We start from the raw sequence: 21,953 nt of genomic DNA, 5'->3' as shown, positions 1-21,953 counted from the left end.
CCTGTCTAAGGTTCCGAGTCTAACCGCAAATCCTCGATTTTTTCCGCCAATTCCAAAATATATATTCCGATCGCCGCAAGCAGCCATAACAACGATTTCCAATACTACCTATTCTCGCAGAAACTAAAAACGCTACACTCGCGTAATCATATTGGTAACGGATGCTGTTCAACCTGCGTACAGGCAACCAACACGGGGAGCGTCATTATGGATTTCTTTAAAAGTTTAACAAAGGCCTTGGCCGGTGGCGCTGTTGCCGTGGCTTTGTGCTTTCCGGCTGGCGCGGGCGGGCTCAGTGTGGGCATCGGCGGCAGCGGTGGGGTGGGCGTCTCGGTCGGCGGCAGTGGCGGCGGGCTTGGCGTCGGCGTCTCGGTCGGCGGCAGCAAGGGCGCCAATGTCGGCGCAACGGTCGGCGGCACCAGCGGCGTTGCGGCCGGCGTCGGCGCATCGGTGGGCACGGGCGTCGGGGTCGGGGTCGGCGCAACCGTCGGCAGCGGTGTCGGGGTCGGCGCCGGTGTCGGGGTGGGCAATGGGGTGACGGCCGGGGTCGGGGTCGGCATTGGCGCACCGACCGCGCCCACCAGCCCTCGGGATCCCAACACGCCGGCGGTGCCGACGCGACCGGCGGTGGTTGCCATCAGCGCCATGTCGGCCGGCCAGATCGCCAAGATGAAGAAACGCTGCGCCAGCGTGCTCAGCGGCAAGGGCACCTACGACCGGGACCTGAAGGAGCTCTGCCGGATATTGGCGCGGCGCTGAGTACCGCAACATCGCATGTGCCGTGGGGCATCAGTCTCTCAGCCAGCCCCAATGCCGCAAGGTGGCGGGCATTCTTAGGGAGAGAGCTTTGCCGAGCGGTTCAGCGTTTTCGCGGAAAGGCGGAACCGGTCAGGCTGTGCGCTTTCATCGGCGGCATTCTGCATGGCTTGGTCACCGAGCCGAAGGAAGCGCGCCGCCCGGTTGCGGCCTTAATCTGACCTCTGCCGTCCGTCCGGTCACCCGTTTGGGCCGGCTCCAAGATTCGCCTCTGGCCTTTTGTATCACCCGCTCTAGCTGCTTTGTGTTAGGCTCGTCATGTTAGCCTTGTCTTGCTGATGGAGGTTTTGATGGATCGGCGATCATTCTTGACAGCATTGTTTGGCGTTGCGGGGGCCGCGGCGCTTGCTACCGCGGTTCGGCCTCTCGAGGCCGTGGCCGGGGTTCCCAATGTCGGTAACGGCATTCTCGATGAACTCGACAAGCAGGATGCCAATTCGTTTGATGACGACGAAGGCGCTGGCGACGTCGAGCAGATCTCGCATCGGCGATGGCACCATCGTCGCCACCACAGGCGGCATGTCTGGAGACGGCACTGCCGCACGTTCTGGCGGCATGGCCGGCTGCGCCGGCGCTGCTATCGCAGGCGCTCCTTTGTCGTCTTGCGGTTCTAACCGCGGCACGTTCCCGGATAGTCCCTGCCCTGAGGCGCAACCACCAAACAGACCCATCCCGATTTGCATCGGGATGGGTTGGTTCAGCTTTATCCAGCCACAGCTGCCACCGACTCCCGCTCGACCAGCGGGCATTCCAGCTTGGTGATGGGATAGCGGCCGCGGCCGGCAGGCGGCGGCACTTCGAGCTGTTCGATCGCCCATTGGCCCATCGCCATGTGCGGCAGGATCGATGTCGTCAGCGGCGGGAACAGGTGACGGGCGATCTCCTCGTCGTCATAGCCGACGACGGAGATGTCCTGCGGGATGTGCAGGCCCGCCTCCTTCAGCGCTTCGTAACAGCCGATGGCCGTGCGGTCGTTCTGGCAGAAGATAGCGGTCGGACGCTCTTTCAGCGCCAAAAGCTTCACGGTCGCCGCGTAGCCGGCGCTCGCCGACCAGTCGCCCTCGACCACCAGTTCGGGATCGAACGGGATGTCGGCGGTGGCGAGCGCCCTGCGGTAGCCTTTGAGCCGGTCCTGCGCGGCCTGCATCCACGGCTCGCCGGTGATGGTGGCGATGCGGCGGTGGCCGTGGCCGATCAGATGCCGGGTCGAGTTCTGGCCGCCGGCGATCTCGGACGGCACCACGGCCGGGAAGGCATAATCGGCCGTGTAGCAGTTGAGCAGGATGACCGGGATGTCGAGGCCGTAGAGGAAGTCCGGCGCCGTGATCTCGCGGGTGAAGATGGTCATGTAGACCAGCGCCGAGATGCCGCGCCTGGTGAGCGCCGCAATGGCGCGCGGCTCCATGACGGAGTCGCCCATGGTCTGCGCCACGAGCAACACATTGCCGGCGTTCCACGACGCCTGGCGCGCGCCCTCGATGGCGACAACGGCTTCCGGGCTTGTCGCCAGCTGGTCGACAGCGAAACCGATGACACCGTCAAGTCCATCGAAGGCGGGAACAGGTTTGCGCAGCGCCGAGAAGGCGGGTGCTGCGTAGCCGAGCGCACGCGCGGCGTCGATCACCCGCTCGCGCGTCTGCTTCGACAGCCGGATGCCGGGCGAATCGTTGAGCACGAAGGAGACGGTCGCCTGCGAGCACCCGGCTGCCCTGGCGATGTCGGTCATGGTGACGCGGCCGCCCTTGGCGGCTCTCGCCGGCGCCTTGCGCCGCTTCGCCGTGTCGTCCGGATCCCTCGTCTCGCTCATGGCATTGCGTCCCAATCCCCAGCCTGTCTAGTCGCAAGCCTGCCACACCGACAAGATGGTGTCGCGCCGTCGACCAATGGAAATAGTCGAAGGCGTTTATCTTCATTAGCAGCTTTGAAGTTCCCCGCCATGCCGCTGCGGGCTGCGTGAAATTCGAGGACTGCAAGGCATCTGCTTGCGCGAAGCGGTGCTGCACCTGTTCGGGCAAACTAGACCTAGGGCCACCGCCGAGTGTCCGCGCGAGACCTCTGCTAATAGTGTTTACTAATACAAAACGACGCTGTAACGTCAATCCGCCGTGTCCGGTCAGGTGGGCCCGTGCGGCGAGAAGTGCACGTGAATGGCCCGATGGCGAGCGGGGTTTGCCTCCGCAAGCCTGGTCTCGGACATGTGATATGTCAGACAAATCAGACTATTTACGAGCACGGGATGAGTCTCTAAAGTCCGTGATCGCGACCGACGACGCCATTCTTCAGCGCCGGGAACCCCTGAGGAGGAGGGCGTCCAAATCGCGAGCGGCAAGTCAGTGAATGCAAGATCGGTTCAGTCCGACGACTGAGCCAAAACGGGAGGTTGAACATGAAATCCTTGATACGACATGCATCCGTGGCCACCGCAGCCCTGCTGCTTGGCCTGACCGCGACAGCCATTGCGCGCGCCGACGACAAACCGACGCTGGCCTTCGTCGTCAACGGCGCTTCCGATTTCTGGAAGGCCGCCGAAGCCGGCGTCAAGAAGGCGCAGGCCGAATTGCCCGACTACAATCTCGAACTCAAATATCCCGAGCAGTCCTCGGTCGCCATCCAGCAGCGGCTGATGGACGATCTGGTGACCGCCGGCGTCAAGGGCATCATGGTCTCGGCCGTCGACCCCAAGACCTCGACCGACGGTCTGAACAAGATCGCGTCGGAAACGGCGCTGTTCACCACCGACTCCGATGCCCCGCAGACCAAGCGCGTCGCCTATATCGGCTCGTCCAATGTCGACGCCGGCAAGCAGGCGGCCGAGATCGCCAAGAAGGCGATGCCGGACGGCGGCAAGTGCCTCGGCTTCGTCGGCCTGCTCGGCGCCGACAATGCCAAGGAACGCATCCAGGGCATGAAGGACGGCCTCGCCGGCAGCAAGATCGAACTGGTGGACGTGCGCGGCGACGACATCGACCAGGCGCGCGCCAAGAAGAATGTCGAGGACGCGCTGGTCGCCAGCCCCGACATCACCTGCATGGTCGGCTTCTATTCCTACAACACGCCGCGCATCTATGAAGCGCTGCGCGACGCCGGCAAGCTCGGCTCGATCACGGTCGTCGGCTTCGATGACGATCCGATCACGCTGGGCGGCGTCAAGGAAGGCACCGTGGCGGCGACCGTCGTGCAGCAGCCCTTCGAATGGGCCTATCAGGGCATGAAGCTGATGGCCGCCTATCTCAAGGGCGACAAATCAGGCATTCCGGAAGGCGGCCTGATCATTATCCCGACCAAGATCATCGGTAAGGACGATGTCGACACCTATGCCGCCAATCTGAAGGCGATGTCCGGAAACTGAGACCACGAGCAGTTGCGCCGGCTCAGGGTTCGCCTTGAGCCGGCGATCGTGTTGACGGGCCGGCCAAGGCCCGTCAGTCTGTAGCCCACCGGCTGCTGGCAAGCCTGATCAAATATGGCGTGATGAATTATTCCGACCCATCCATCGTCGCAACCACCCCGTTCCTCGACCTCGAGAACGTGCGCAAGACCTATCCGGGCGTGGTGGCGCTGGATGGTTTTTCCATGGAGGTCAGGCCGGGAGAGGTGATCGGCCTGGTCGGCGAAAACGGCGCCGGCAAGTCGACCTTGATGAAGATCCTCGGCGGCGTCACCAGGCCGGACAGCGGCGCCATCACCGTCGACGGCGTTGCGCATGACGGGCTCACCGTCGAAGGCAGCCTGGGGTCGGGCATCGCCTTCGTCCACCAGGAACTCAATCTGTTCGAAAACCTCGATGTTGCCGCCAATATCTTCTTCGGCCGCGAGCCGTTGCGCGGCGGGCCGCTGAGATTGGTCGACCGCGCCAAGCTGCGCGAAATGGTGGCGCCGCTGCTGAAGCGTGTCGGCGCCAACTTTTCCGCCGATACGCCGGTTGCCTCGCTGTCGCTTGCCCAGCAGCAGATGGTCGAGATCGCCAAGGCGCTGTCGATCAAGGCACGGCTGGTCATCCTCGACGAGCCGACATCGAGCCTGCCGCTTGCCGAAACCGACAAGCTGCTCGACGTCATCAAGGCGCTGAAGGCCGATGGCATCAGCGTCATCTTCATTTCGCACCGGCTGCATGAGGTCGAGCGCGTCGCCGACCGCGTCGTGGTGCTGCGCGACGGCATGCTGGCTGGCACCTTGCCGAAGAGCGCCATCAACCACGACCAGATGGTCAAGCTGATGATCGGCCGCATGCTGAAGGAGCGCGAGAAGGCCTCCGAGGCGGCTCGGGCGCCGGGCGCCACTGCGCTCTCGGCCAAAGCCATCCGCACCCCCGCCTACCCTGCCCGGCCGGTCGACCTCGACATCAGGCGCGGTGAAATCCTCGGCCTCGCCGGCCTTGTCGGCTCCGGCCGCACCGAACTGGCGCGGGTGTTCTTCGGCATAGACAGCACGCTTGGCGGTGGGCTCGAACTCGACGGCAAGCCGCTTGTGCTGGGTTCGGCGGCCGATGCGGTCGCGCATGGCATTTTTCTGGTTCCGGAAGACCGCAAGCTGACCGGCATTTTGCTTGACCTGTCGATCGCGCAGAACATCTCGCTGCCCAACCTGCCGGCGCATGCGAAGCGTCGACTGGTGTCGGCAAGCGCCGAGACCGCCACCGCCGAGAAGCAGAAGAGCAATCTCGGCATCAAGGCGCCGTCGGTGCAGACGCGAACCGGCACGCTGTCGGGCGGCAACCAGCAGAAGGTGGTGCTGGGCAAATGGCTGGCGATGAACCCGAAGGTGATGATCCTCGATGAGCCTACGCGCGGCATAGATATCGGCGCCAAGGCCGAGATTTACGGGCTGATGCGAGCCTTGGCCGATGCCGGCGTCGCCGTGCTGATGATCTCCAGCGACATGGAAGAGGTGATCGGCGTGTCCGACCGCATCGCCGTCATGCATGAGGGCCAGATCTCGGGCATTCTCGACAAGGAACAATTCAGCCAGGAAAACGTGCTGTTGCTGGCAGTCGGCAAGCCGGCAAACTAGCGGGCTTCAGGCGATTGCCGGTCCGGCGCATTGGGGAGAAGACGATGAGCAAAAAAGATCTCGGCCTGCTGATCCTGATCCTGGTGGTCGGCGCCGTGGTGACCGCCATCAACCCGCGCTTCCTTTTACCGATCAACCTCGCCAACACCTCGAACCTGATCGGCCTGTTCGGGATTCTCGCCATCGGCCAGGCCTTCGTCATCATCACCGGCGGCATCGAATTGTCGGTGGGGTCGCTGGTGGCGCTGCTCGGCACGCTGTTCATCGATTTCATCGCTGTGCGCGACATGCCATGGCCGGTGGCGCTGCCGCTGATCCTGGTGCTGGGCGGCATCATCGGGCTGGCGCATGGCTGGCTGATCACAAGGCTGAAATTGCAGCCCTTCGTGGTGACGCTGTGCGGCCTTTTGATCTATCGCGGGGTCGCCCGTTTCTATACCGCCGACGGCACCGCCGGCTTCGCCTTCGGCCAGAATTTTCCCGAGCTCGAATTCCTCACCGCGGGCCGCAGCTATGGCGTGCCCAACAGTTTCATCGCACTGATCGTCATTTCGATCGTCATGTGGGTGGTGCTGCACCGCTCGGTGTTCGGACGCTACCTCTATGCCATCGGCAAGAACGAAGAGGCGGCTAAATATTCGGGCATCCGCACCGGCCGCGTCGTGATGGCCGCCTATGTCATCTGCGGCGTTCTGACGGCGCTGTCGGCGATCTATTTCGCCATGTACACGCGCTCGATCTCGCCGGCCAGCCACGGCCAGTTCTACGAACTCTACGCCATTGCCGCCGCCGTTCTCGGCGGCTTCTCGCTGCGCGGCGGCGAAGGCTCGCTGGTCGGCGTCATCCTGGGCACCGTGCTGCTGCAGGAGTTGCAGAACCTGGTCAATCTGCTCGGCATCCCGTCCTCGCTCAACTTCGCGGTGATGGGCGGCGTGATCCTGATCGGCGTGCTGGTCGACCAGCAATGGGGCGTGTTCCGCGCAAGGCGGCTGATGCTCGATGCCAGCCGGAAGACTGTCGCGGCGGAGTAGCGCTACATCACGCCGGATATATCCGAGAAGGCCATCGCCTTGCGCAGCACCTCGACGAAGCGTTCTCCGGCGGCTTCGCGCCGGCCGCCATTGTCGATCGAGGTGACGCCGGAGCCGGACAAAGCGATATTGGCGCTGCGGGCGAGCCGAGCCAGCACTTCGCCGCGCGATTCGCGGCCGCGCTGGGCGAGACGCTCGGCGAGGATTTCCGGCGAAGCGGTGATCTCGACGACAGCCAGATTGGCATAGCGCTCCCGCAGCACCGGGATGACTGCGCGCGAGACATTGGCCACGGCGACATGGCCATTGGCTATCGACCAGTCGACATCGGCCGGAATGCCGTAGCGCAGCCCGTGCGCCTCCCAGGAAATGGCGAAGGCGCCGTCGGCCTCGGCTTCGGCAAAGGCTGCGTCGGCCAGCGTGTCGTGATCCTCGCTTGCGGCGTCGCTCGGCCTGGTGATGACCCGGCGGACGAACTCCAGCCTCGTCTCGTCGGCAAACAAGGTGCGGGCATAGCCGATTACCGTATCCTTGCCGGCGCCGCTCGGGCCGACGACGGCGACAAACACGCCGTTGCGGAGCGGAAAGGCCTCGCTGCTGAGTTCGCGGTCGATCGACGCCAAGACCATCAGGCGACCCGGCGCCCTTGGCGCCAGACAGTGCGCACGACCGGCACATGGTCGTCGACGCGCACACGCACCAGATCGGCGCGGCGGCCCTGTTCGATGACGCCGCGGTCGTTGAGGCCGATCGCCTCGGCCGGATTCTTCGACACCATGGCAACCGCCTGCGGCAGGGAAATGCCCTCGACGACGTCGCCGAGGAAGAAGGCCGACTGGATCAGGCTGAAGGGAATGTAGTCGGACGACAATATGTCGAGCAGGCCGTCGCCGGCCAGCGTGCGGGCCGAGACATTGCCCGAATGCGAGGAGCCGCGCATGACGTTGGGCGCGCCCATCAGTACGCCGAGCCCGGCATCCTTCGAGGCCTTGGCGGCTTCCAGCGTGGTCGGGAATTCCGCGACGCGCACGCCCTGCTCGATCGCCTCGTCGACATGGCCTGATGTGGCGTCGTCATGGCTCGCCAGCACAATGCCCCGCTCGTTGCAGGCGGCTGATATCGCCACCCGGTTCGGTCCCGAATTCTTCGCCGATTCCGACATCCGCTTTTCGCAGAACAATTGGAAGTCGCGATCGGTCAATTTCAGCTTGCGCTGATAGTAATGGGCGTAGGTCTCGAGATTGACGAACTGACGCTGTCCCGGCGCATGGTCCATCAGCGAGGCCAGCTTGACCCGCTCGTCGCCATCGAAATTGGCGAAAGCCCGCAAGCAATCCGGCGCCGAGACCTCGCAGCGCAGGTGCAGGAAATGGTCGGCCCGCAACCGGTCTTTCGCGACGCTGTCCTCGATCGCGCCGGCGAGCTTGCGGATGTCGTCGGAGGTAATATCCGCGTCCTCGTCCATGCCGACACGCAAAGCGTCGAGCACGGTGGTGATGCCGGCGGTGGCCACCTGCGCGTCATGGGCAAGGACGGCGGCGATCGGGTTCCAGCGCACTTTCGGGCGCGGCGCATAGTGGCCTTCGAGATGGTCAGTGTGCAGCTCGACCAGGCCGGGAATGATGTAGTCGCCGCCCATGTCCTCGCCGCCCATGCTCCCCCCGGTGTGGCCGGTGCCGGCGTCGACGCCGGAGATAAAACCGTCGCGCAGCACGAGCGACCCTTCGACGATCTCGTCGGCAAGCACGATGCGGGCGTTGTGGAGAACAGTTTCGGCGGTCATTCAGGCAGTCCTTGCTTACTCGGACGAATTGCGGTCAGGCGGTTTTTCGGGCAGCGCGGCGGCCGAGCGCATGATGCGAAAGCACCATGAACGGAGCGCCCGGTTCGGTTTCGACGAACAGCGTCAGCGCATCCACCAGCACCGGCTGCTGCAGCACATCGGCGAACAGGCTGTCAATTGCCGCGCGCAGACGTTGGCTTTCCTGCGGCCCGGCCCGGCCGGACAGTGTCATGTGGAAGCGAAAGGTCTCAAACACATAGGGATAGCCCCACTGGCAGAGATTGCGGAACTCGGCCGGCCTCAGCGAATCCGGGCTGCGCCGCTCGATCTCGGCCTCGGTGAGCGGCGCGCGAAAACGGTCGAAGCTAAGCACGACATCATCGGCGAAACGGTTGAGCGGCGGCAGCGGGCCTTCCGGCAGCAAAGCGAAGAAACCATCGATCTGGCTGACGACCAGGCGCGGGATGGTGACCGTCGGCATTGCTTCGGCAAAGGCGTCCAGCGCCGCGCGCAACGAGCTTTCGGTTTCGTTGGCGGCCAACCGGAAGGGCGCTTTCAGCGTCGCATGAAAACCGTAGCGCCGCGCCGATGCGGTGTGAAAGGCGACTTCGGCCGCCGACAGCTCGCCCACCGCCTCGACCGGCCTCGCGGCGGCGCCAAAGGGGTCGCGGCCCAGCCAGTTGGCGGCGATCCGCGCCAACGGCTCGTCCTGCCTTGGGGTGAAATAGATGGCGTAGCGCATCGAAAATCCTCGTCAGCCCGCTGCCATAGGTGATTTCCATGACGGATTGACGAAGCTTATGCGGGTTTTCGAAGGCAAATCGACCCCATGGATCGTTAGCCGACGATTTTTCGCTGCTGGACTAACAGCTTCCGGCGCAAGCGAAGGCCGATCAGGCCTTCGTCAGCCACTCGTGCTCGGGCGCGTTGTGGAACTTCCACGTCCGCTTCGGCCCGGCCATGACGTTGAGGTAATAGAGGTCGTAGCCGTGGCAGGCGGCGCAGGGGTGATAGCCCTTGGGCACCAGCACAACATCGCCGTCCTCGATCGCCATGGCTTCGTCCAGCTCGCGGGCGCCGGTCTTGTCGGCGTCGGTGTAGACGCGCTGGAAGGCAAAACCCTGCGGCGGGTTGAGGCGGTGGTAGTAGGTTTCCTCGAGATAGGATTCGGCAGGCAGATTGTCCTGGTCGTGCTTGTGCGGCGGGTAGCTCGATGTGTGGCCGCCGGGCGTGATGACCTCGACCACCAGCAGCGAGTCGGCGGGCTTGCCCTCGGGCAATATGTTGGTGACGTAGCGCGTGTTGGTGCCTTTGCCCCGAGTCTCCTGGCCGAGGTCGTCGGGTGCGATGACGCGAATGGGCAAGCCGCCGCCCAGGCCCGGCGCCGAGCAGACCGCGAGTTCGAGATCGGTGTCGGCGGTGACCGACCAGTCCGAACCCTCCGGGATATAGACCGACCACGGCTTGCCCTCGAAGGGCGACATGCGCTCGCCGAGCAGGCCGAGTTCCTGGCCGCCGGCCTTTGCCGTGCCCTTGCCGGTGACGAACACCAGGCAGACTTCGCGATCCTGCGTCTTGCCGGATGCGGTCTCGCCCGGCTTCAGCCGGTGCAGGTCGAAGCCGACATAGGTCCATCCGGCGCTTTTGGGCGTGACATGGGCGACGCGGCCATGGCCCTTGTCGGCTTTGACGAGCAGTTTCGACATGTTTTGTCTCCTATCGCAAGTCTTCGAGGTCGGCCTCTCAACTTCGTCATCCTAGGGCGAAGCAGGAACGAAGCTCCGTCGCGAAGACCCTAGGATGACGAAGCGAGGGACGTTCCGGCAATCACCGACGTAGGCGATACGCCAGGTGTCGAGTGTCCGACCCGCAAGCCCTTCCGAGCCGCGGCCGCTTCATTCCTTCGGTTCGGCGTCCGCCTTCGCTTCGCCGGTCTGCGGTCGATCAGGCGCAGCCTTGCTCTCCTCCACCGGCTTGTAAAGATAGAAGAACTGCCACACCGCGTAGGCGGCAAAGCCGAGCGCAATGATGCCCCAGAATGGGGTGCCGGAGGCGAATTCTATTCCGGCCCAGATCACGCAGACGGCGACGACGGCAACGCGCCGCCACAGCGGCTGGAAGAACGGGTGCTCGTAATCCTTCATCGGATCGCCTCAGGCATTGGGAAAGCCTTGCGTTTCCACGGCGTAGCCGGCAGCCGTCATCACGCGCATCAATTCCTTGTGGCCGACCTGCGCCATCTTGAGCGGCGGGTTCTTCTTCGGGTCCTGCTCGGCCTCGACGACGAACCAGCCTTCATAGCCATGGTCGGCGAAGCGCTGCACAATGGCGCCGAAATCGAGCGAACCGTCGCCGGGCACCGTGAAGGCACCGAGCGCCACGGCGTCGAGAAAGGACTGTTTCGTGCGGTCGAGCCCGTCGATCACGCCCATGCGCACATCCTTCACATGGACATGGCTGATGCGCTTGTGGTGGTTGTCGATGGCGCGCAGCACGTCGCCACCGGCAAAGGCGAGATGCCCTGCATCGAGCAGCAACGGAATGCCTTCGCCGGAATGGCGCATGAAGGCATCGAGCTCCGGCTCGGTCTCGACCACTGCCGCCATGTGATGGTGATAGGACAGCGGCATGCCTTGCTCGGCGCACCATTCGCCGAATTCGGTGAGGCGCCTGGCATAGGCCCTCATCTCGTCGTTGGACAATTTCGGCTTGGTGGCGAGAGGCCTGGAGCGATCACCCTGGATCGAGCGGCCGACCTCGCCATAGACGATGCAAGGCGCATTCACCGCCTTGAACAGGTCGATCATCGGCTGGATGCGATCCTTGTTCTTGCCCATGTCCTCATCGACCAGCGTGCCTGAGAACCAGCCGCCGCACAGCGTCACGTCGGCCTTTTTCAGGATCGGCAGCATGATTTCGGGGTCGTTTGGGAAACGCCGGCCCATTTCCATGCCGGTGAAGCCGGCAGAGCGCGACTGGCGCAGGCACTCTTCCAGCGAGACGTCGTCGCTGAGTTCGGCAAGATCATCGTTCCACCACGCAATGGGGGACATGCCCAGTTTGGCTTTCAAGTTTTAGCTCCGGTTTCTTGTTCACCCTCCCGTTGTGGGGAGGGTCGCTGCGAAGCAGCGAGGTGGGGTGCGGCGCCAGCCCCCCACCCGGACCTTCGGTCCGACCTCCCCACAAGGGGGAGGTAGGGGGCAGCGCTGACTTAGCATCAATCGCCAATAGTCTGCATCTGCCGCTTTTCGTCATAGGCCTTGCGGGCTGCGTTGACCTGCGGCCGTGCGGAGACTTCCGGCACCGCGACATCCCACCAATGGCCGCCGGCATCGGTGGAAATCAGCGGGTCGGTGTCGATGACCAGCACGGTGGTGCGGTCGTTGGTTTTCGACTTTTGCAGCGCGGTCTCCAGGCCGGTGATCGACGGCACCTTCTCGGCAATAGCGCCCATGCTGGCCGCATGCGCCGCGAAGTCGATGTCGGGCAAGATCTCGTGGCGCGCGTCCTTCAGGAGGTTGTTGAAGTTGGCGCCGCCGGTGGCCATCTGCAGCCGGTTGATGCAGCCATAACCCCTGTTGTCGAGCACCACGATGGTCAGCTTCAGGCCAAGCATCACCGACGTGGCGATTTCGGAATTCATCATGAGGTAGGAGCCGTCCCCGACCATTACGACGACCTCCTGGTCGGGCTTGGCCATCTTGGCGCCGAGCCCGCCGGCAATCTCGTAGCCCATGGTCGAGAAGCCATATTCGCCATGGTACGAGCCGGGCGCGCCCGCCTGCCAGAGTTTATGCAGTTCGCCCGGCAAGCCCCCCGACGCATTCAGCAAGGTCACGCCGGACCCCAGCGCGCGCTGCACGGCGCCGATCACCTGCGCATCCGAGGGGAAGGCGGCGTTGGTCGACGCCGTCACCTTGGAGGCTTCGGCCTGCCAGGCCTTCTTGCCCCGGGTCGCATTGTCGGTCCATGTCGCCGGTGCTTTCCAGCCCCCCAGCGCCGCACCGAGTTCGACAAGCCCTTCGGCCGCGTCGGCGACCAGCGGCAGCGCACGATGCTTGCCGGCATCGAAAGGCTGCACGTTGAGTCCGATGATGGTCTTGCCGGAATTTTTGAACAGCGCCCATGAGCCGGTGGTGAAATCCTGCAGGCGGGTGCCGATCGCCAGCACGACATCGGCCTCTTCCGCCAGCCGGTTGGCCGCGGACGTGCCGGTGACGCCGACTGCCGCCATGTTGAGCGGATGTGTGTCGGGCAGCGAGGATTTGCCGCCTTGCGTCTCGCAGACCGGAATGCCGGCGCTCTCGGCCAATTTCGCCAGTTCATCCGAAGCCTGCGAATACAGCACGCCGCCGCCGGCGATGATCAGCGGTTTTTTCGCACCCTTCAGCGCGGTGACCGCCGCCGCCAATTCATGCCGGTCCGGACGCGGCCGGCGCTGGTGCCAGACGCGCTCGGCGAAAAAGCTCTCGGGATAGTCATAGGCCTCGGCCTGCACGTCCTGGCAGAGCGACAGCGTCACCGGGCCGCATTCCGCCGGATCGGTCAGCACCTGCATGGTCCGCGCCAATGCCGGGATGATCTGCTCGGGACGGGTGATGCGGTCGAAATAGCGCGACACCGGACGGAAGCAGTCATTGACCGTCGCTGTGCCGTCGGAAAAGTCCTCGGCCTGCTGCAGCACCGGGTCGGGAATGCGGTTGGCGAAGACATCGCCCGGCAAAAACAGGACGGGCAACCTGTTTACATGGGCGAGCGCCGCCGCCGTCACCATGTTGAGCGCACCGGGGCCGATCGATGAGGTCGCGGCCATGAAACGGCGGCGGAAATTGGCCTTGCCATAGGCGATCGCCGCATGCGCCATCGCCTGCTCATTGTGGGCGCGGAAGGTCGGCAATTCGTCGCGCAGCTGGTACAGCGCCTCGCCGATGCCGGCGACATTGCCGTGACCGAAGATCGCCCACACACCGCCGAAGATGGGCACTCGTCTGCCGTCGATCTCGGTCATCTGCTTGCTCAGAAAGCGGGTCAGCGCCTGCGCCATCGTCAGGCGGATTGTCTTGCTCATGGTGTTTTCCTCCGCAGTCCTCTTGCCGCGCCTTTATGCTGCTTTACGGCCACGCGCGGCAAGCCACGCTTCGGTCAACTGTTCGAAGCGCGCGGCCATGTCGGCGATAGCCTCGTCATCCGTCATCTTGCCTGCCAGCCATCGTTCGGCGGCCTGGACGAAGATGGTGCGGCCGACGGCAAATCCCTTGACGATCGGCGCCATGGCGGTGGCGGCGAAGGCCGCTTCCAGTTCGTCCTGCGGCGCTTCGAGACCCAGCAGCACGACGCCACGACACCAGGGATCGTGCTTCAGGATCACCGCTTCGATCTTGGCCCAGGCGCCGGCCGACGCCTGCGGCTCGAGCTTCCACCAGTCCGGCTTGATGCCAAGCGCATAGAGTTCTTCCAGGGCGCGCGGGATGGTCGTTTCGTCGAGCTTGCCGTGCTTGCCGGCGATGATCTCGACCAGAAGCTCCCGGCCGACCTTCCGCGCGGCTTCGAACAGCGAGCGCAGCTTCTGCTGCTGCTCTTCCTTGAGCGCTGCCGGATCGTCGGGGTGATAGAAGCACAGGCATTTGATGCAGTGGTCGACCGGCCATTCCACCAGTTGCGAGCCGATGTCCTGCGAGAACTCGAAGCGCAGCGGCCGCGAGCCCGGCAGTTCGACGGGACGGCCGAGCCAGGCAAAGGGGTGGCGGGCGAATTCGAACATCGCCTCGCGGCCATGCTTCTCGTCGATCAGCATGCCATAGCCGTCGCGGCCGGCGGCGACTTTCGCCGCAGCCTTGACCGCCAGCACCTTGAAATCGCGGATGCGCGCCGGATCGGCGCCGGTCTTTGCCGCGACTTCCTCGAGCTGCACACGGTGGTCGCAGGCGAGCGCCATCATCGAGGGGATGTCGCGGCGGCGGGTCGTCGCCCAATGGATGTGGTTGATCGCATCGTCCTTGCGCAGAGCGAGGTGCTTGCTGCCGTTCTTGAGGAAGAACTGCAATTCCTCGAAGGTCGGATATTCCGGCGCGCAGAGCAGCCGCGACACGGCGAAGGCACCGCAGGCATTGGCCCAGGTCGCCGCTGTCGCATGATCTTCCCCACCCAGCCAGCCGCGCAGGAAACCGGACATGAAGGCATCGCCCGCGCCCAGCACATTATAGATCTCGATCGGAAAGCCCTTGCCGACGATACCGTCTTCCAGATCGTCGCTGATCGGCCCGTCATAGACGATGCAACCCATGGCGCCGCGCTTCAAGACGATGGTCGCCGAGGACAGAGCGCGGATGGTCTTCAACGCACTCAGGCAATCGTCGGCGCCCGAGGCGATCATGATCTCTTCCTCGGTGCCGAGGATGAGATCGCAATCGGGCAGCACCGTCTTCAGCTGGGCCGAGACGCGGTCGGATTTGACATAGCGCTCGAAACCTTCGGCATGGCCGGCGAGGCCCCAGAGGTTGGGGCGGTAGTCGATGTCGAACACCACCTTGCCGCCCCTGGCCTTGATGATGCGGATCGCCTTGCGCTGGGCGGCGTCGCTGTTGGGCCGGGAAAAATGCGTGCCGGTGACGACGATGGAACGGGCCGAGGCGATGAAGGCTTCATCGATGTCTTCTTCGGCGAGCGCCATGTCGGCGCAGTCGCTGCGATAAAAGATCATCGGCGAGACGCCTTCGCTCTCGACCGAAAGCAGCACCAGGGCCGTCAGCCGTTCCTTGTCGGTCTTCAGCCCGTCGACATTGACGCCTTCGCGCCGCAGCTGCTCGCGGATGAAGCGGCCCATCTGCTCGTCGCCGACGCGGGTGAGCAGCGCCGAGCGCAGGCCTAGTCTCGCCGTGCCAACCGAGATGTTGGCCGGGCAGCCGCCGACCGATTTGGCAAAGGAGGTGATGTCCTCCAGCCGCGAGCCGATCTGCTGGCCGTAAAGGTCGACGGAAGCGCGACCGATGGTGATGACATCGAGCGTCGCCTGTTTGGCGTCCACGGCTTCGCTCATTGGAACCTCCCGTCGGTCTTGTTGTCTTGAGCAACGTAGTTGGGGGACACGCGCGAGCGGCAGCGTGGCGCCGGGAATATGAAATAATAATTCCAATCTATAGTCAATATGGAATGAGCATTCCTTCCGCGAATTTCGAGCGCCGGGCGCCGGCCTAGGCCTTACGCTTCTTGCCCGTGCTGCGCCGCTTCTCGCCGACGCCGACGGTGAGCGCCATGGCCAGCGCCATGGTGGCCGACAGCGAGCGGAAGCCGGCAAAATCGGCCTCGGCAACCTCGAACCAGACCTTGGCGAACTGCGCTAGTGGCGAAAACGAACTGTCGGTGATGGCGACGATCGGCACGCCCTGTTCGGAAATGGTGCGGGCCTCCTCGATGGTGGCCGGCGCATAGGGCGAGAAACTGATGGCAATGACGGCGTCCGCCGGCGTGGCGAAGGCGACCATCTCGGCATTGAGGCCGGCGGCGGATTCGATCAGCTGGTTGCGGATCTTCAGTTTGCCCAGCGCATAGGCGATGTAGCTCGCCACCGGATAGGAGCGGCGCTTGGCCAGGACATAGATGGTCTCGGCCTTGGCCAGCAGCGCAATTGCGTCTTCCAGATGGGCCTCGTCCAGCGAGCGTGAGATGTCGTTGAGCGAAGTGCTGGCGGCGGCGACGAAGCCGTCGAAGATGGCGCGGTGTCCAGCACCCGCATCGGCCTTGGCGCGCAGCGCCTGCAGGCGTTCGTCATAAGAGGAATTGCGCTCGCGCAGCCGCTCGCGAAACACCTGCTGCAGGCTGGTGAAGCCGTCGAAGCCTAGTTGCTGGGCAAAGCGGATCAAGGTGGACGGCTGCACGCCCGCCGAAGCGGCGATGCTGGCGGCGGTGCCAAAGGCGATGTCATCGGGATTGTCGAGCGCATAGGCGGCGATCTGGGCGATGCGCTTGGGCAAGGTTTCACGGCGATCGAGGATCGTGGCGCGCAGCGTCTCGAAGTCGCGAGGTACCCGTTCGTCCATCGTCGCCCCGTCCAAGCTCATCTAGAGCATGATGCCGAAAAGTGTGCAGCGGTTTTCGGACGACATCATGCTCTCTTTAACTCAAGTGACGTCCTCTCTGCCCCATCATAGCGAGCCTGCGCAAGAAGGCCATAAAAAATGAGGCAGACATTCCATTCGGAGAAGAAATGGACTAATTCATCCATCGATCGCTTCAGGTATTGGGAGAAAGAAATGGTCGGCGTTGGTCTTATCGGCACGGGTTTCATGGGCAAATGCCACGCCATTGCGTGGAGCGCCGTCGGCGCCGTCTTTCCCTATGTCGCCAAGCCGAAGCTGGTCCATCTCGGCGAGGTCAACGAGGAGCTGGCCAAGCGCAAGGCCGGCGAGTTCGGCTTCGCCAAGGCGTCCGGCGACTGGCGCGCGGTCGTCAACGACCCCGAGGTCGACATCGTCTCCTTGACCACGCCCAACCAGTTCCATCCGGAAATGGCCATCGCCATTCTCGAAGCCGGCAAGCATCTGTGGTGCGAAAAGCCGATGGCGCCGAGCTTTGCCGAAGCAGCGGCGATGGCGGCCGCGGCGAAGAAGTCCGGCAAGGTCGCAGCCCTTGGCTACAACTACATACAGAGCCCGGCCATCCGCCACATCGGCGCGCTGCTCGAGGAAAAGATCATCGGCGAGGTCAACCATCTGCGCATCGAGATGGACGAGGACTTCATGGCCGACCCCGAAGCGCTGTTCTTCTGGAAGCATGAGGCCGCATCCGGCTATGGCGCGCTCGACGATTTCGCCGTGCATCCGCTGTCGCTGGTCTCGACGCTGTTCGGCCGCGTCGCAAAAGTCATCTGCGACATGGCCAAGCCGTATGCCGACCGCAAGCTGGCCGCCGGCGGCCGCCGCGCCGTCGAGACCTACGACATCGCCAGCGTGCTGATGCATCTGGAAAACGGCATTGCCGGCACGCTGCTGGTCAACCGCTCGGCCTGGGGCCGCAAGGGCCGCATCGCCATCCAGATTTTCGGCTCCAAGGGATCGATCCTGTTCGACCAGGAGCGGATGAACGAAATCCAGCTCTATGTCACCGCCGATCGCCCGACCGAACAGGGCTACCGCACCATACTGGTCGCGCCGCACCACAAGCCTTACGACGCCTTCCTCCCGGCGCCGGGCCATGGGCTCGGCTTCAACGACCTCAAGATCATCGAGTGCCACGAATTGCTGACGCGGCTTGCCGGCAAGCCGGCACGGGTCATCGAGTTCGCCGAAGGGCTGGAGATCGAACGCACCGTGCACGCGATGGCGAGGTCGTTCGAGGAGAAGCGCTGGGTGGAGGTGCGGTAAGATCCGCTCGTTTCAGCCGCCAGCGACAGCGTTCCAGCCATCGGCCCAGACCTGCCGCAGGCGATCGCCTTCGCCCTTGAAGCGCAGGCCGGTCGCCCGGCAATCCGCGATGCGGTCGCTGCGGAAATTGCGGATGGCCTGGCGCAATTCGCACCAGGCGACGATGTTGGCGGTTTCTGAATAGTAGATCAGCGCGATTGGACGGATCAGCCGCTCGGAGGCGCGGCCGATTTCGTCGCGATAGGACAGGTCGAGCTTTTCCTCGTCGCGGATGGCGCGGCGCACAAGCGCCAGATCGATGGTGCCGATTGCCGGTGCTGCGAACCCCCAGACATGCAGCGCGTTGGCGTCGAACGCCTGGCGCAACGGCGGCGGCACGGCGCCGGCGATCTTGGCGCTGACGCGCTTGGCCGCCTGCTTGAGTTCGCTGTCTCCCGTGCGCTCCAGCAGGGCGAGCGACAGGACGATCGCTTCCATCTCCTCGATCGAAAACATCAGCGGCGGCAGGTCGAAGCCGGGCCGCAATATGTAGCCGATACCGCGCCCGCCTTCGATCGGCACGCGCATTGCCTGCAGTGCGGCGATGTCGCGATAGATCGAACGCATCGTGACTTCCAGCTGCCCGGCGATCATGGCTGCCGTCACCGGCTGCCGCGCCAGCCGCAGGATCTGGATAATCTCGAACAGCCGCGACGCCTTGCGCATTTCCTCTCCCTGATGAACGCTACTGACACATCCCCGTCAGTTGGGATGATTTATTGGACTGCCTATCGGGTTGAAAATCAACAAATTCCTCCACGGCACCCCAGCAGGAAGCGACAGGCAACTGACATGAGCTACGCGGAAAATCTCTGGCTGTTCTTTATCCTGCTGTCCGGCATCATCATCGTGCCCGGCATGGACATGCTGTTCGTGCTTGCCAATGCGCTCACCGGCGGCCGCGACCGGGGCCTCGCCGCCACCGGTGGCATCATGGTCGGCGGCATCGTGCACACGCTGAACGGCGCCATCGGCGTCGGCCTGCTGATGCATTTCGTACCGATCCTGTACAAGCCGCTGCTGATAGCCGGCGCCGCCTACATGGCCTTCATCGGCATCTCGCTGATGCGCAGTTCCATCACCGTCGGCCACGACGGGCCCGCCGGCAGCCGTACGGCCTGGAAGGCCTTTCGCCAGGGACTGGTGACCTGCCTGATCAACCCGAAGGCCTATCTCTTCATATTTGCCGTCTATCCGCAGTTCCTGAAGCCGGATTACGGCCCGATCTGGATGCAGGCGACGGTCATGGGCTTGCTGACGATGCTGACGCAGGCCGCCATCTATGGCGGGCTCGCCATCACCGCCGGCCGCAGCCGCAATCTGCTGGTGGCCAATCCGCGGGCGACCGCTTTTGCGGGCCGGGCGGCCGGACTGCTGCTGTTTGCGGTCTCGGTGTTTACGGCATGGGAAGGGTTGGGGGCAGCGTGATCCCGATCAAGCGATGACCCCGCGTTTCTTCGCCTCGGCGCGGCGCTTGCGGATCACTGTCCCGGTCTTTTCGTCGTCGAGGGCGGCAGCTACCCCGTCCGCGAGACCGATGACGTCATGACCGCCTCACGCCTTCGCCCAAGACGACGAGAAGCTCGTCCAATTGCTCGAACGTCTCGCCCATCGCATCCGCCGCCCCGGTACCGGCCGCGTCGAGAGCCTCCTTCGAGGGATAGAGTTCGTGCATGACCAGCAGCGTATTGCCACCCTTTTCCTCGAAGGTCAGCGTGGTGACGGGTCCACCGTCACCACCTTCGTCATTGGTCCAGACAAGGCGTGAGTGCGGTGTCACTTCGATATACCTGCCGAAGAATTCGTGAAGGTCCGAGGCGTCGTGGCCGAACACCAGGCGGTACGTGCCTCCGGTACGAGCATCCATCTCACATGAACGCAGGAACATGCCCATCGACTTCGGCACCCACCACTGCTTGAACAGCTCGGGCTTCGTCCACGCCTCGAACACGATGCGCGCCGGACCGTTGACTGTTCGCGTGACGACCAGCTCGCGCTCGGACTTCCGTTCGACCGTCGTGCGGTTGTTCGTGGGCTCACTCTCGGTTCTTTGGCGCATCGGCTTTCTCCTTCCGTTTCAATTCCTCGACAACCTTGTCCAACTCGTTGAAGCGTGCGTCCCAGAGCAGGCGGTGCCGCTCGATCCAGGCCGCCTCTTCCTCCAGTCCGCGCAGGCCGAGCTTGCAGGTCCGCACGCGGCCAACCTTCTGCGTGGTGACGAGCCCCGCCTGCTCCAGGACGCCGACGTGCTTCTTCATGCCCGTGAGGGTCATGTGGAATTTTCCGGCAAGCTCGGTGAGCGAAGCGTCTGCGCGTCCGAGCTGCTCCAGAACGCCACGCCGGGTGGCGTCCGAGAGCGCGGCGAACGAGGAATCCAAGTCGGTATACTGAACCATACGGTTCAGTATTTAGCAGACCGGTTGCCGGGGTGCAAGGGGAGCCGCAGCGTCCTTCCCGCGCATCGCCTCGTATCAGGCGGCGCCCGGCCGGTTCTCCATCATGGCGCGGCGGGCTGAGCGGCGCCATTCTACGGCGCCGGCGAGGCCGTGCAGCACACTCTCTGTGGTCGCCCAGTCGATGCAGCCATCTGTGATGCTCTGGCCATAGACGAGCGGCTTGCCTGATACCACGTCCTGCCGGCCGGCGACGAGATTGCTCTCGATCATGACGCCGATGATACGCTCGTCCCCTGCTGCCACCTGGCCGGCGACATCGGCCGCCACCTTCGGCTGGTTCTCCGGCTTCTTGCTCGAGTTGGCGTGGCTGACATCGATCATCAGACGGGGGGCGACGCCGATGCGGGCAAGTTCGACCGAGGCCGCCTCGACGCTCGCCGCATCGTAATTCGGCTGAACGCCGCCGCGCAGGATGACGTGGCAGTCCTCATTGCCGGTAGTAGTCGCAATGCCGCTGCGTCCGCCCTTGGTCACCGCCATGAAATGATGCGGCTGGGCGGCGGATTTCACCGCCTCGGCGGCGATCCTGAGATTGCCGTCGGTGCCGTTCTTGAAGCCGACCGGGCAGGACAGGCCGGAAGCCAGTTCGCGGTGGATCTGGCTCTCGGTGGTGCGCGCGCCGATGGCGCCCCAGGCGACGAGGTCGGCAATGTATTGCGGCGTCGTCATGTCGAGAAATTCGGTGGCCGAGGGCAGGCCGAGATTGTTGACCGCCGACAGCACGTTGCGCGCCATCCGCAGCCCCTTGTCGATGTTGAAGCTGCCGTCGAGATCGGGATCGTTGATAAGGCCCTTCCAGCCGACAGTCGTGCGCGGCTTTTCGAAATAGACCCGCATGACGATCTCCAACCGGTCGGACAGGGTCTCGCGCAGCGCCACTAGCCGGCTGGCATAGTCAACGGCCGCGACCGGGTCGTGGATCGAACACGGGCCAACGATGACAAGCAGCCGGTCGTCGGTGCCGTTCAAGATGGCATGGGTGGCGTTGCGTGATGCGCTCACGGTGCGCGTTGCCGTCAGCGTGCGCGGGATCTCCCGCATCACCTCGTCCGGCGTACTCAATTCTCGGATTTCCTTGACCCGAAGATCGTCTGTGGTGGTCAACACGGCTTTCTGCTCCTGTTTTTAGGAGACCTGCCGGCTGATACAAAAAAGCCGCCAGGTCTGGCGGCTGTTCGGACTTGTTGCTGCAATCTTCAGATCGAGCGCAATCCTCCCGCCGCCAGCGAGCTGCTAAAGTACCAATACGAGGCGGTCAGGTTGATCATGAGGCTCATATAGTCGATGCGGAGGCGCTTGTCACGTCTCTGATCGCGCTACGCATTGTCCCAGTCTGAGATGTGCTCCTGGCCCTGCGGAAACCAGATGCCGCGCCGAAGGAAGTTGGCTCCGTCAATATTGGGTAAGACGTGATTCTGGTCGAGATCGTTCATGTCCTTGATGACCTCGATACGGATGA

Annotated in this window: 21 protein-coding genes; 6 read left to right on the top strand and 15 right to left on the bottom strand. The window is 64.0% G+C overall.

The genetic code is table 11. From position 1 onward, the window contains the following. Positions 1-207: 207 nt before the first annotated feature. Positions 208-759 carry a hypothetical protein gene (locus NKJ78_RS12815; protein WP_352562468.1) on the top strand — a complete coding sequence of 184 codons (552 nt, stop codon included), beginning with the start codon at positions 208-210 and terminating at the stop codon, positions 757-759. A gap of 359 nt (positions 760-1,118) precedes the next feature. Here the strand turns inward: NKJ78_RS12815 and NKJ78_RS12810 are convergent, their stop codons facing one another. Next, positions 1,119-1,373 carry a hypothetical protein gene (locus tag NKJ78_RS12810; protein ID WP_352459956.1) on the bottom strand — a complete coding sequence of 85 codons (255 nt, stop codon included), beginning with the start codon at positions 1,371-1,373 and terminating at the stop codon, positions 1,119-1,121. 146 nt (positions 1,374-1,519) lie between these two features. Continuing rightward, entirely contained in the window at positions 1,520-2,623 is a 1,104-nt protein-coding gene (locus tag NKJ78_RS12805; protein WP_352459957.1) for a LacI family DNA-binding transcriptional regulator, read from the bottom strand. A 579-nt stretch (positions 2,624-3,202) separates the two neighbouring features. On the opposite strand from NKJ78_RS12805, the gene NKJ78_RS12800 reads away from it, so the two are divergent. The 3 genes from NKJ78_RS12800 to NKJ78_RS12790 all read left to right on the top strand — a co-directional run bounded on the left by NKJ78_RS12800 (position 3,203) and on the right by NKJ78_RS12790 (position 6,857). After that, positions 3,203-4,165, top strand: a complete 963-nt coding sequence (locus NKJ78_RS12800) for a sugar-binding protein (protein WP_023672352.1) — start codon at positions 3,203-3,205, stop codon at positions 4,163-4,165. Between the two features lie 122 nt (positions 4,166-4,287). Further along, positions 4,288-5,826, top strand: a complete 1,539-nt coding sequence (locus tag NKJ78_RS12795; RefSeq protein WP_352460027.1) for a sugar ABC transporter ATP-binding protein — start codon at positions 4,288-4,290, stop codon at positions 5,824-5,826. A 44-nt stretch (positions 5,827-5,870) separates the two neighbouring features. Further along, on the top strand, positions 5,871-6,857 hold the full coding sequence (locus NKJ78_RS12790) for an ABC transporter permease (protein ID WP_023684050.1): 987 nt from the start codon (positions 5,871-5,873) through the stop codon (positions 6,855-6,857). Between the two features lie 2 nt (positions 6,858-6,859). Here the strand turns inward: NKJ78_RS12790 and phnN are convergent, their stop codons facing one another. From phnN to NKJ78_RS12745, 9 genes are all read right to left on the bottom strand, one after another. Next, positions 6,860-7,489, bottom strand: a complete 630-nt coding sequence (gene phnN, locus NKJ78_RS12785; protein WP_031208993.1) for a phosphonate metabolism protein/1,5-bisphosphokinase (PRPP-forming) PhnN — start codon at positions 7,487-7,489, stop codon at positions 6,860-6,862. Next, positions 7,486-8,640, bottom strand: coding sequence for an alpha-D-ribose 1-methylphosphonate 5-triphosphate diphosphatase (locus NKJ78_RS12780; RefSeq protein WP_023694645.1), 1,155 nt, complete (start codon positions 8,638-8,640; stop codon positions 7,486-7,488). The genes phnN and NKJ78_RS12780 overlap by 4 nt, the downstream gene beginning before the upstream one ends. A gap of 34 nt (positions 8,641-8,674) precedes the next feature. Beyond that, complete coding sequence (locus tag NKJ78_RS12775) at positions 8,675-9,382, bottom strand: DUF1045 domain-containing protein (RefSeq protein ID WP_352459958.1); 708 nt, start codon at positions 9,380-9,382, stop codon at positions 8,675-8,677. 151 nt (positions 9,383-9,533) lie between these two features. Beyond that, positions 9,534-10,346, bottom strand: a complete 813-nt coding sequence (iolB, locus tag NKJ78_RS12770; RefSeq protein WP_352459959.1) for a 5-deoxy-glucuronate isomerase — start codon at positions 10,344-10,346, stop codon at positions 9,534-9,536. Between the two features lie 189 nt (positions 10,347-10,535). Beyond that, on the bottom strand, positions 10,536-10,784 hold the full coding sequence (locus NKJ78_RS12765; RefSeq protein ID WP_352459960.1) for a DUF3329 domain-containing protein: 249 nt from the start codon (positions 10,782-10,784) through the stop codon (positions 10,536-10,538). Positions 10,785-10,793: 9 nt separating this feature from the next. Then, positions 10,794-11,711 carry a myo-inosose-2 dehydratase gene (gene iolE / locus NKJ78_RS12760; protein WP_352459961.1) on the bottom strand — a complete coding sequence of 306 codons (918 nt, stop codon included), beginning with the start codon at positions 11,709-11,711 and terminating at the stop codon, positions 10,794-10,796. Between the two features lie 146 nt (positions 11,712-11,857). Then, entirely contained in the window at positions 11,858-13,708 is a 1,851-nt protein-coding gene (gene iolD / locus NKJ78_RS12755; protein ID WP_352459962.1) for a 3D-(3,5/4)-trihydroxycyclohexane-1,2-dione acylhydrolase (decyclizing), read from the bottom strand. Positions 13,709-13,741: 33 nt separating this feature from the next. Continuing rightward, positions 13,742-15,676 (bottom strand): bifunctional 5-dehydro-2-deoxygluconokinase/5-dehydro-2-deoxyphosphogluconate aldolase, encoded by a 1,935-nt coding sequence (locus NKJ78_RS12750; RefSeq protein WP_352459963.1) that lies wholly within the window; start codon positions 15,674-15,676, stop codon positions 13,742-13,744. Positions 15,677-15,830: 154 nt separating this feature from the next. Further along, positions 15,831-16,676 carry a MurR/RpiR family transcriptional regulator gene (locus NKJ78_RS12745; protein ID WP_023672343.1) on the bottom strand — a complete coding sequence of 282 codons (846 nt, stop codon included), beginning with the start codon at positions 16,674-16,676 and terminating at the stop codon, positions 15,831-15,833. Positions 16,677-16,889: 213 nt separating this feature from the next. Between NKJ78_RS12745 and NKJ78_RS12740 the strand changes: the two genes are divergently transcribed. Further along, positions 16,890-17,999 (top strand): Gfo/Idh/MocA family protein, encoded by a 1,110-nt coding sequence (locus tag NKJ78_RS12740; RefSeq protein WP_352459964.1) that lies wholly within the window; start codon positions 16,890-16,892, stop codon positions 17,997-17,999. Between the two features lie 12 nt (positions 18,000-18,011). Here NKJ78_RS12740 and NKJ78_RS12735 read toward each other — a convergent pair whose 3' ends face one another. Beyond that, positions 18,012-18,704, bottom strand: a complete 693-nt coding sequence (locus tag NKJ78_RS12735) for a helix-turn-helix transcriptional regulator (RefSeq protein WP_352459965.1) — start codon at positions 18,702-18,704, stop codon at positions 18,012-18,014. 126 nt (positions 18,705-18,830) lie between these two features. On the opposite strand from NKJ78_RS12735, the gene NKJ78_RS12730 reads away from it, so the two are divergent. Then, positions 18,831-19,466: a LysE family translocator gene (locus tag NKJ78_RS12730; protein ID WP_352459966.1), complete on the top strand. Its 636-nt coding sequence runs from the start codon at positions 18,831-18,833 to the stop codon at positions 19,464-19,466. Between the two features lie 115 nt (positions 19,467-19,581). Here NKJ78_RS12730 and NKJ78_RS12725 read toward each other — a convergent pair whose 3' ends face one another. From NKJ78_RS12725 to NKJ78_RS12715, 3 genes are all read right to left on the bottom strand, one after another. Next, positions 19,582-20,097: an SRPBCC domain-containing protein gene (locus NKJ78_RS12725; RefSeq protein WP_023703749.1), complete on the bottom strand. Its 516-nt coding sequence runs from the start codon at positions 20,095-20,097 to the stop codon at positions 19,582-19,584. Continuing rightward, positions 20,075-20,434, bottom strand: coding sequence for an ArsR/SmtB family transcription factor (locus tag NKJ78_RS12720; RefSeq protein WP_352459967.1), 360 nt, complete (start codon positions 20,432-20,434; stop codon positions 20,075-20,077). The genes NKJ78_RS12725 and NKJ78_RS12720 overlap by 23 nt, the downstream gene beginning before the upstream one ends. 75 nt (positions 20,435-20,509) lie before the next feature. Further along, positions 20,510-21,601 (bottom strand): 3-deoxy-7-phosphoheptulonate synthase, encoded by a 1,092-nt coding sequence (locus NKJ78_RS12715; protein ID WP_352459968.1) that lies wholly within the window; start codon positions 21,599-21,601, stop codon positions 20,510-20,512. Positions 21,602-21,953 lie beyond the last annotated feature (352 nt).

The organism is Mesorhizobium sp. M0037 (assembly GCF_040323635.1).
Classification (GTDB): Bacteria; Pseudomonadota; Alphaproteobacteria; order Rhizobiales; family Rhizobiaceae; genus Mesorhizobium.
This window is presented reverse-complemented; position numbering and strand designations above follow the sequence as displayed.

Bases quoted from the DNA above. Each gene is read 5' to 3' on its own strand.
- NKJ78_RS12815 (WP_352562468.1), top strand. From the start codon at position 208: ATGGATTTCTTTAAAAGTTTAACAAAGGCCTTGGCCGGTGGCGCTGTT.
- NKJ78_RS12810 (WP_352459956.1), bottom strand. From the start codon at position 1,373: ATGCCGCCAGAACGTGCGGCAGTGCCGTCTCCAGACATGCCGCCTGTG.
- NKJ78_RS12805 (WP_352459957.1), bottom strand. From the start codon at position 2,623: ATGAGCGAGACGAGGGATCCGGACGACACGGCGAAGCGGCGCAAGGCG.
- NKJ78_RS12800 (WP_023672352.1), top strand. From the start codon at position 3,203: ATGAAATCCTTGATACGACATGCATCCGTGGCCACCGCAGCCCTGCTG.
- NKJ78_RS12795 (WP_352460027.1), top strand. From the start codon at position 4,288: ATGAATTATTCCGACCCATCCATCGTCGCAACCACCCCGTTCCTCGAC.
- NKJ78_RS12790 (WP_023684050.1), top strand. From the start codon at position 5,871: ATGAGCAAAAAAGATCTCGGCCTGCTGATCCTGATCCTGGTGGTCGGC.
- NKJ78_RS12780 (WP_023694645.1), bottom strand. From the start codon at position 8,640: ATGACCGCCGAAACTGTTCTCCACAACGCCCGCATCGTGCTTGCCGAC.
- NKJ78_RS12775 (WP_352459958.1), bottom strand. From the start codon at position 9,382: ATGCGCTACGCCATCTATTTCACCCCAAGGCAGGACGAGCCGTTGGCG.
- iolB (WP_352459959.1), bottom strand. From the start codon at position 10,346: ATGTCGAAACTGCTCGTCAAAGCCGACAAGGGCCATGGCCGCGTCGCC.
- NKJ78_RS12765 (WP_352459960.1), bottom strand. From the start codon at position 10,784: ATGAAGGATTACGAGCACCCGTTCTTCCAGCCGCTGTGGCGGCGCGTT.
- iolD (WP_352459962.1), bottom strand. From the start codon at position 13,708: ATGAGCAAGACAATCCGCCTGACGATGGCGCAGGCGCTGACCCGCTTT.
- NKJ78_RS12750 (WP_352459963.1), bottom strand. From the start codon at position 15,676: ATGAGCGAAGCCGTGGACGCCAAACAGGCGACGCTCGATGTCATCACC.
- NKJ78_RS12745 (WP_023672343.1), bottom strand. From the start codon at position 16,676: ATGGACGAACGGGTACCTCGCGACTTCGAGACGCTGCGCGCCACGATC.
- NKJ78_RS12740 (WP_352459964.1), top strand. From the start codon at position 16,890: ATGGTCGGCGTTGGTCTTATCGGCACGGGTTTCATGGGCAAATGCCAC.
- NKJ78_RS12735 (WP_352459965.1), bottom strand. From the start codon at position 18,704: ATGCGCAAGGCGTCGCGGCTGTTCGAGATTATCCAGATCCTGCGGCTG.
- NKJ78_RS12730 (WP_352459966.1), top strand. From the start codon at position 18,831: ATGAGCTACGCGGAAAATCTCTGGCTGTTCTTTATCCTGCTGTCCGGC.
- NKJ78_RS12725 (WP_023703749.1), bottom strand. From the start codon at position 20,097: ATGCGCCAAAGAACCGAGAGTGAGCCCACGAACAACCGCACGACGGTC.
- NKJ78_RS12720 (WP_352459967.1), bottom strand. From the start codon at position 20,434: ATGGTTCAGTATACCGACTTGGATTCCTCGTTCGCCGCGCTCTCGGAC.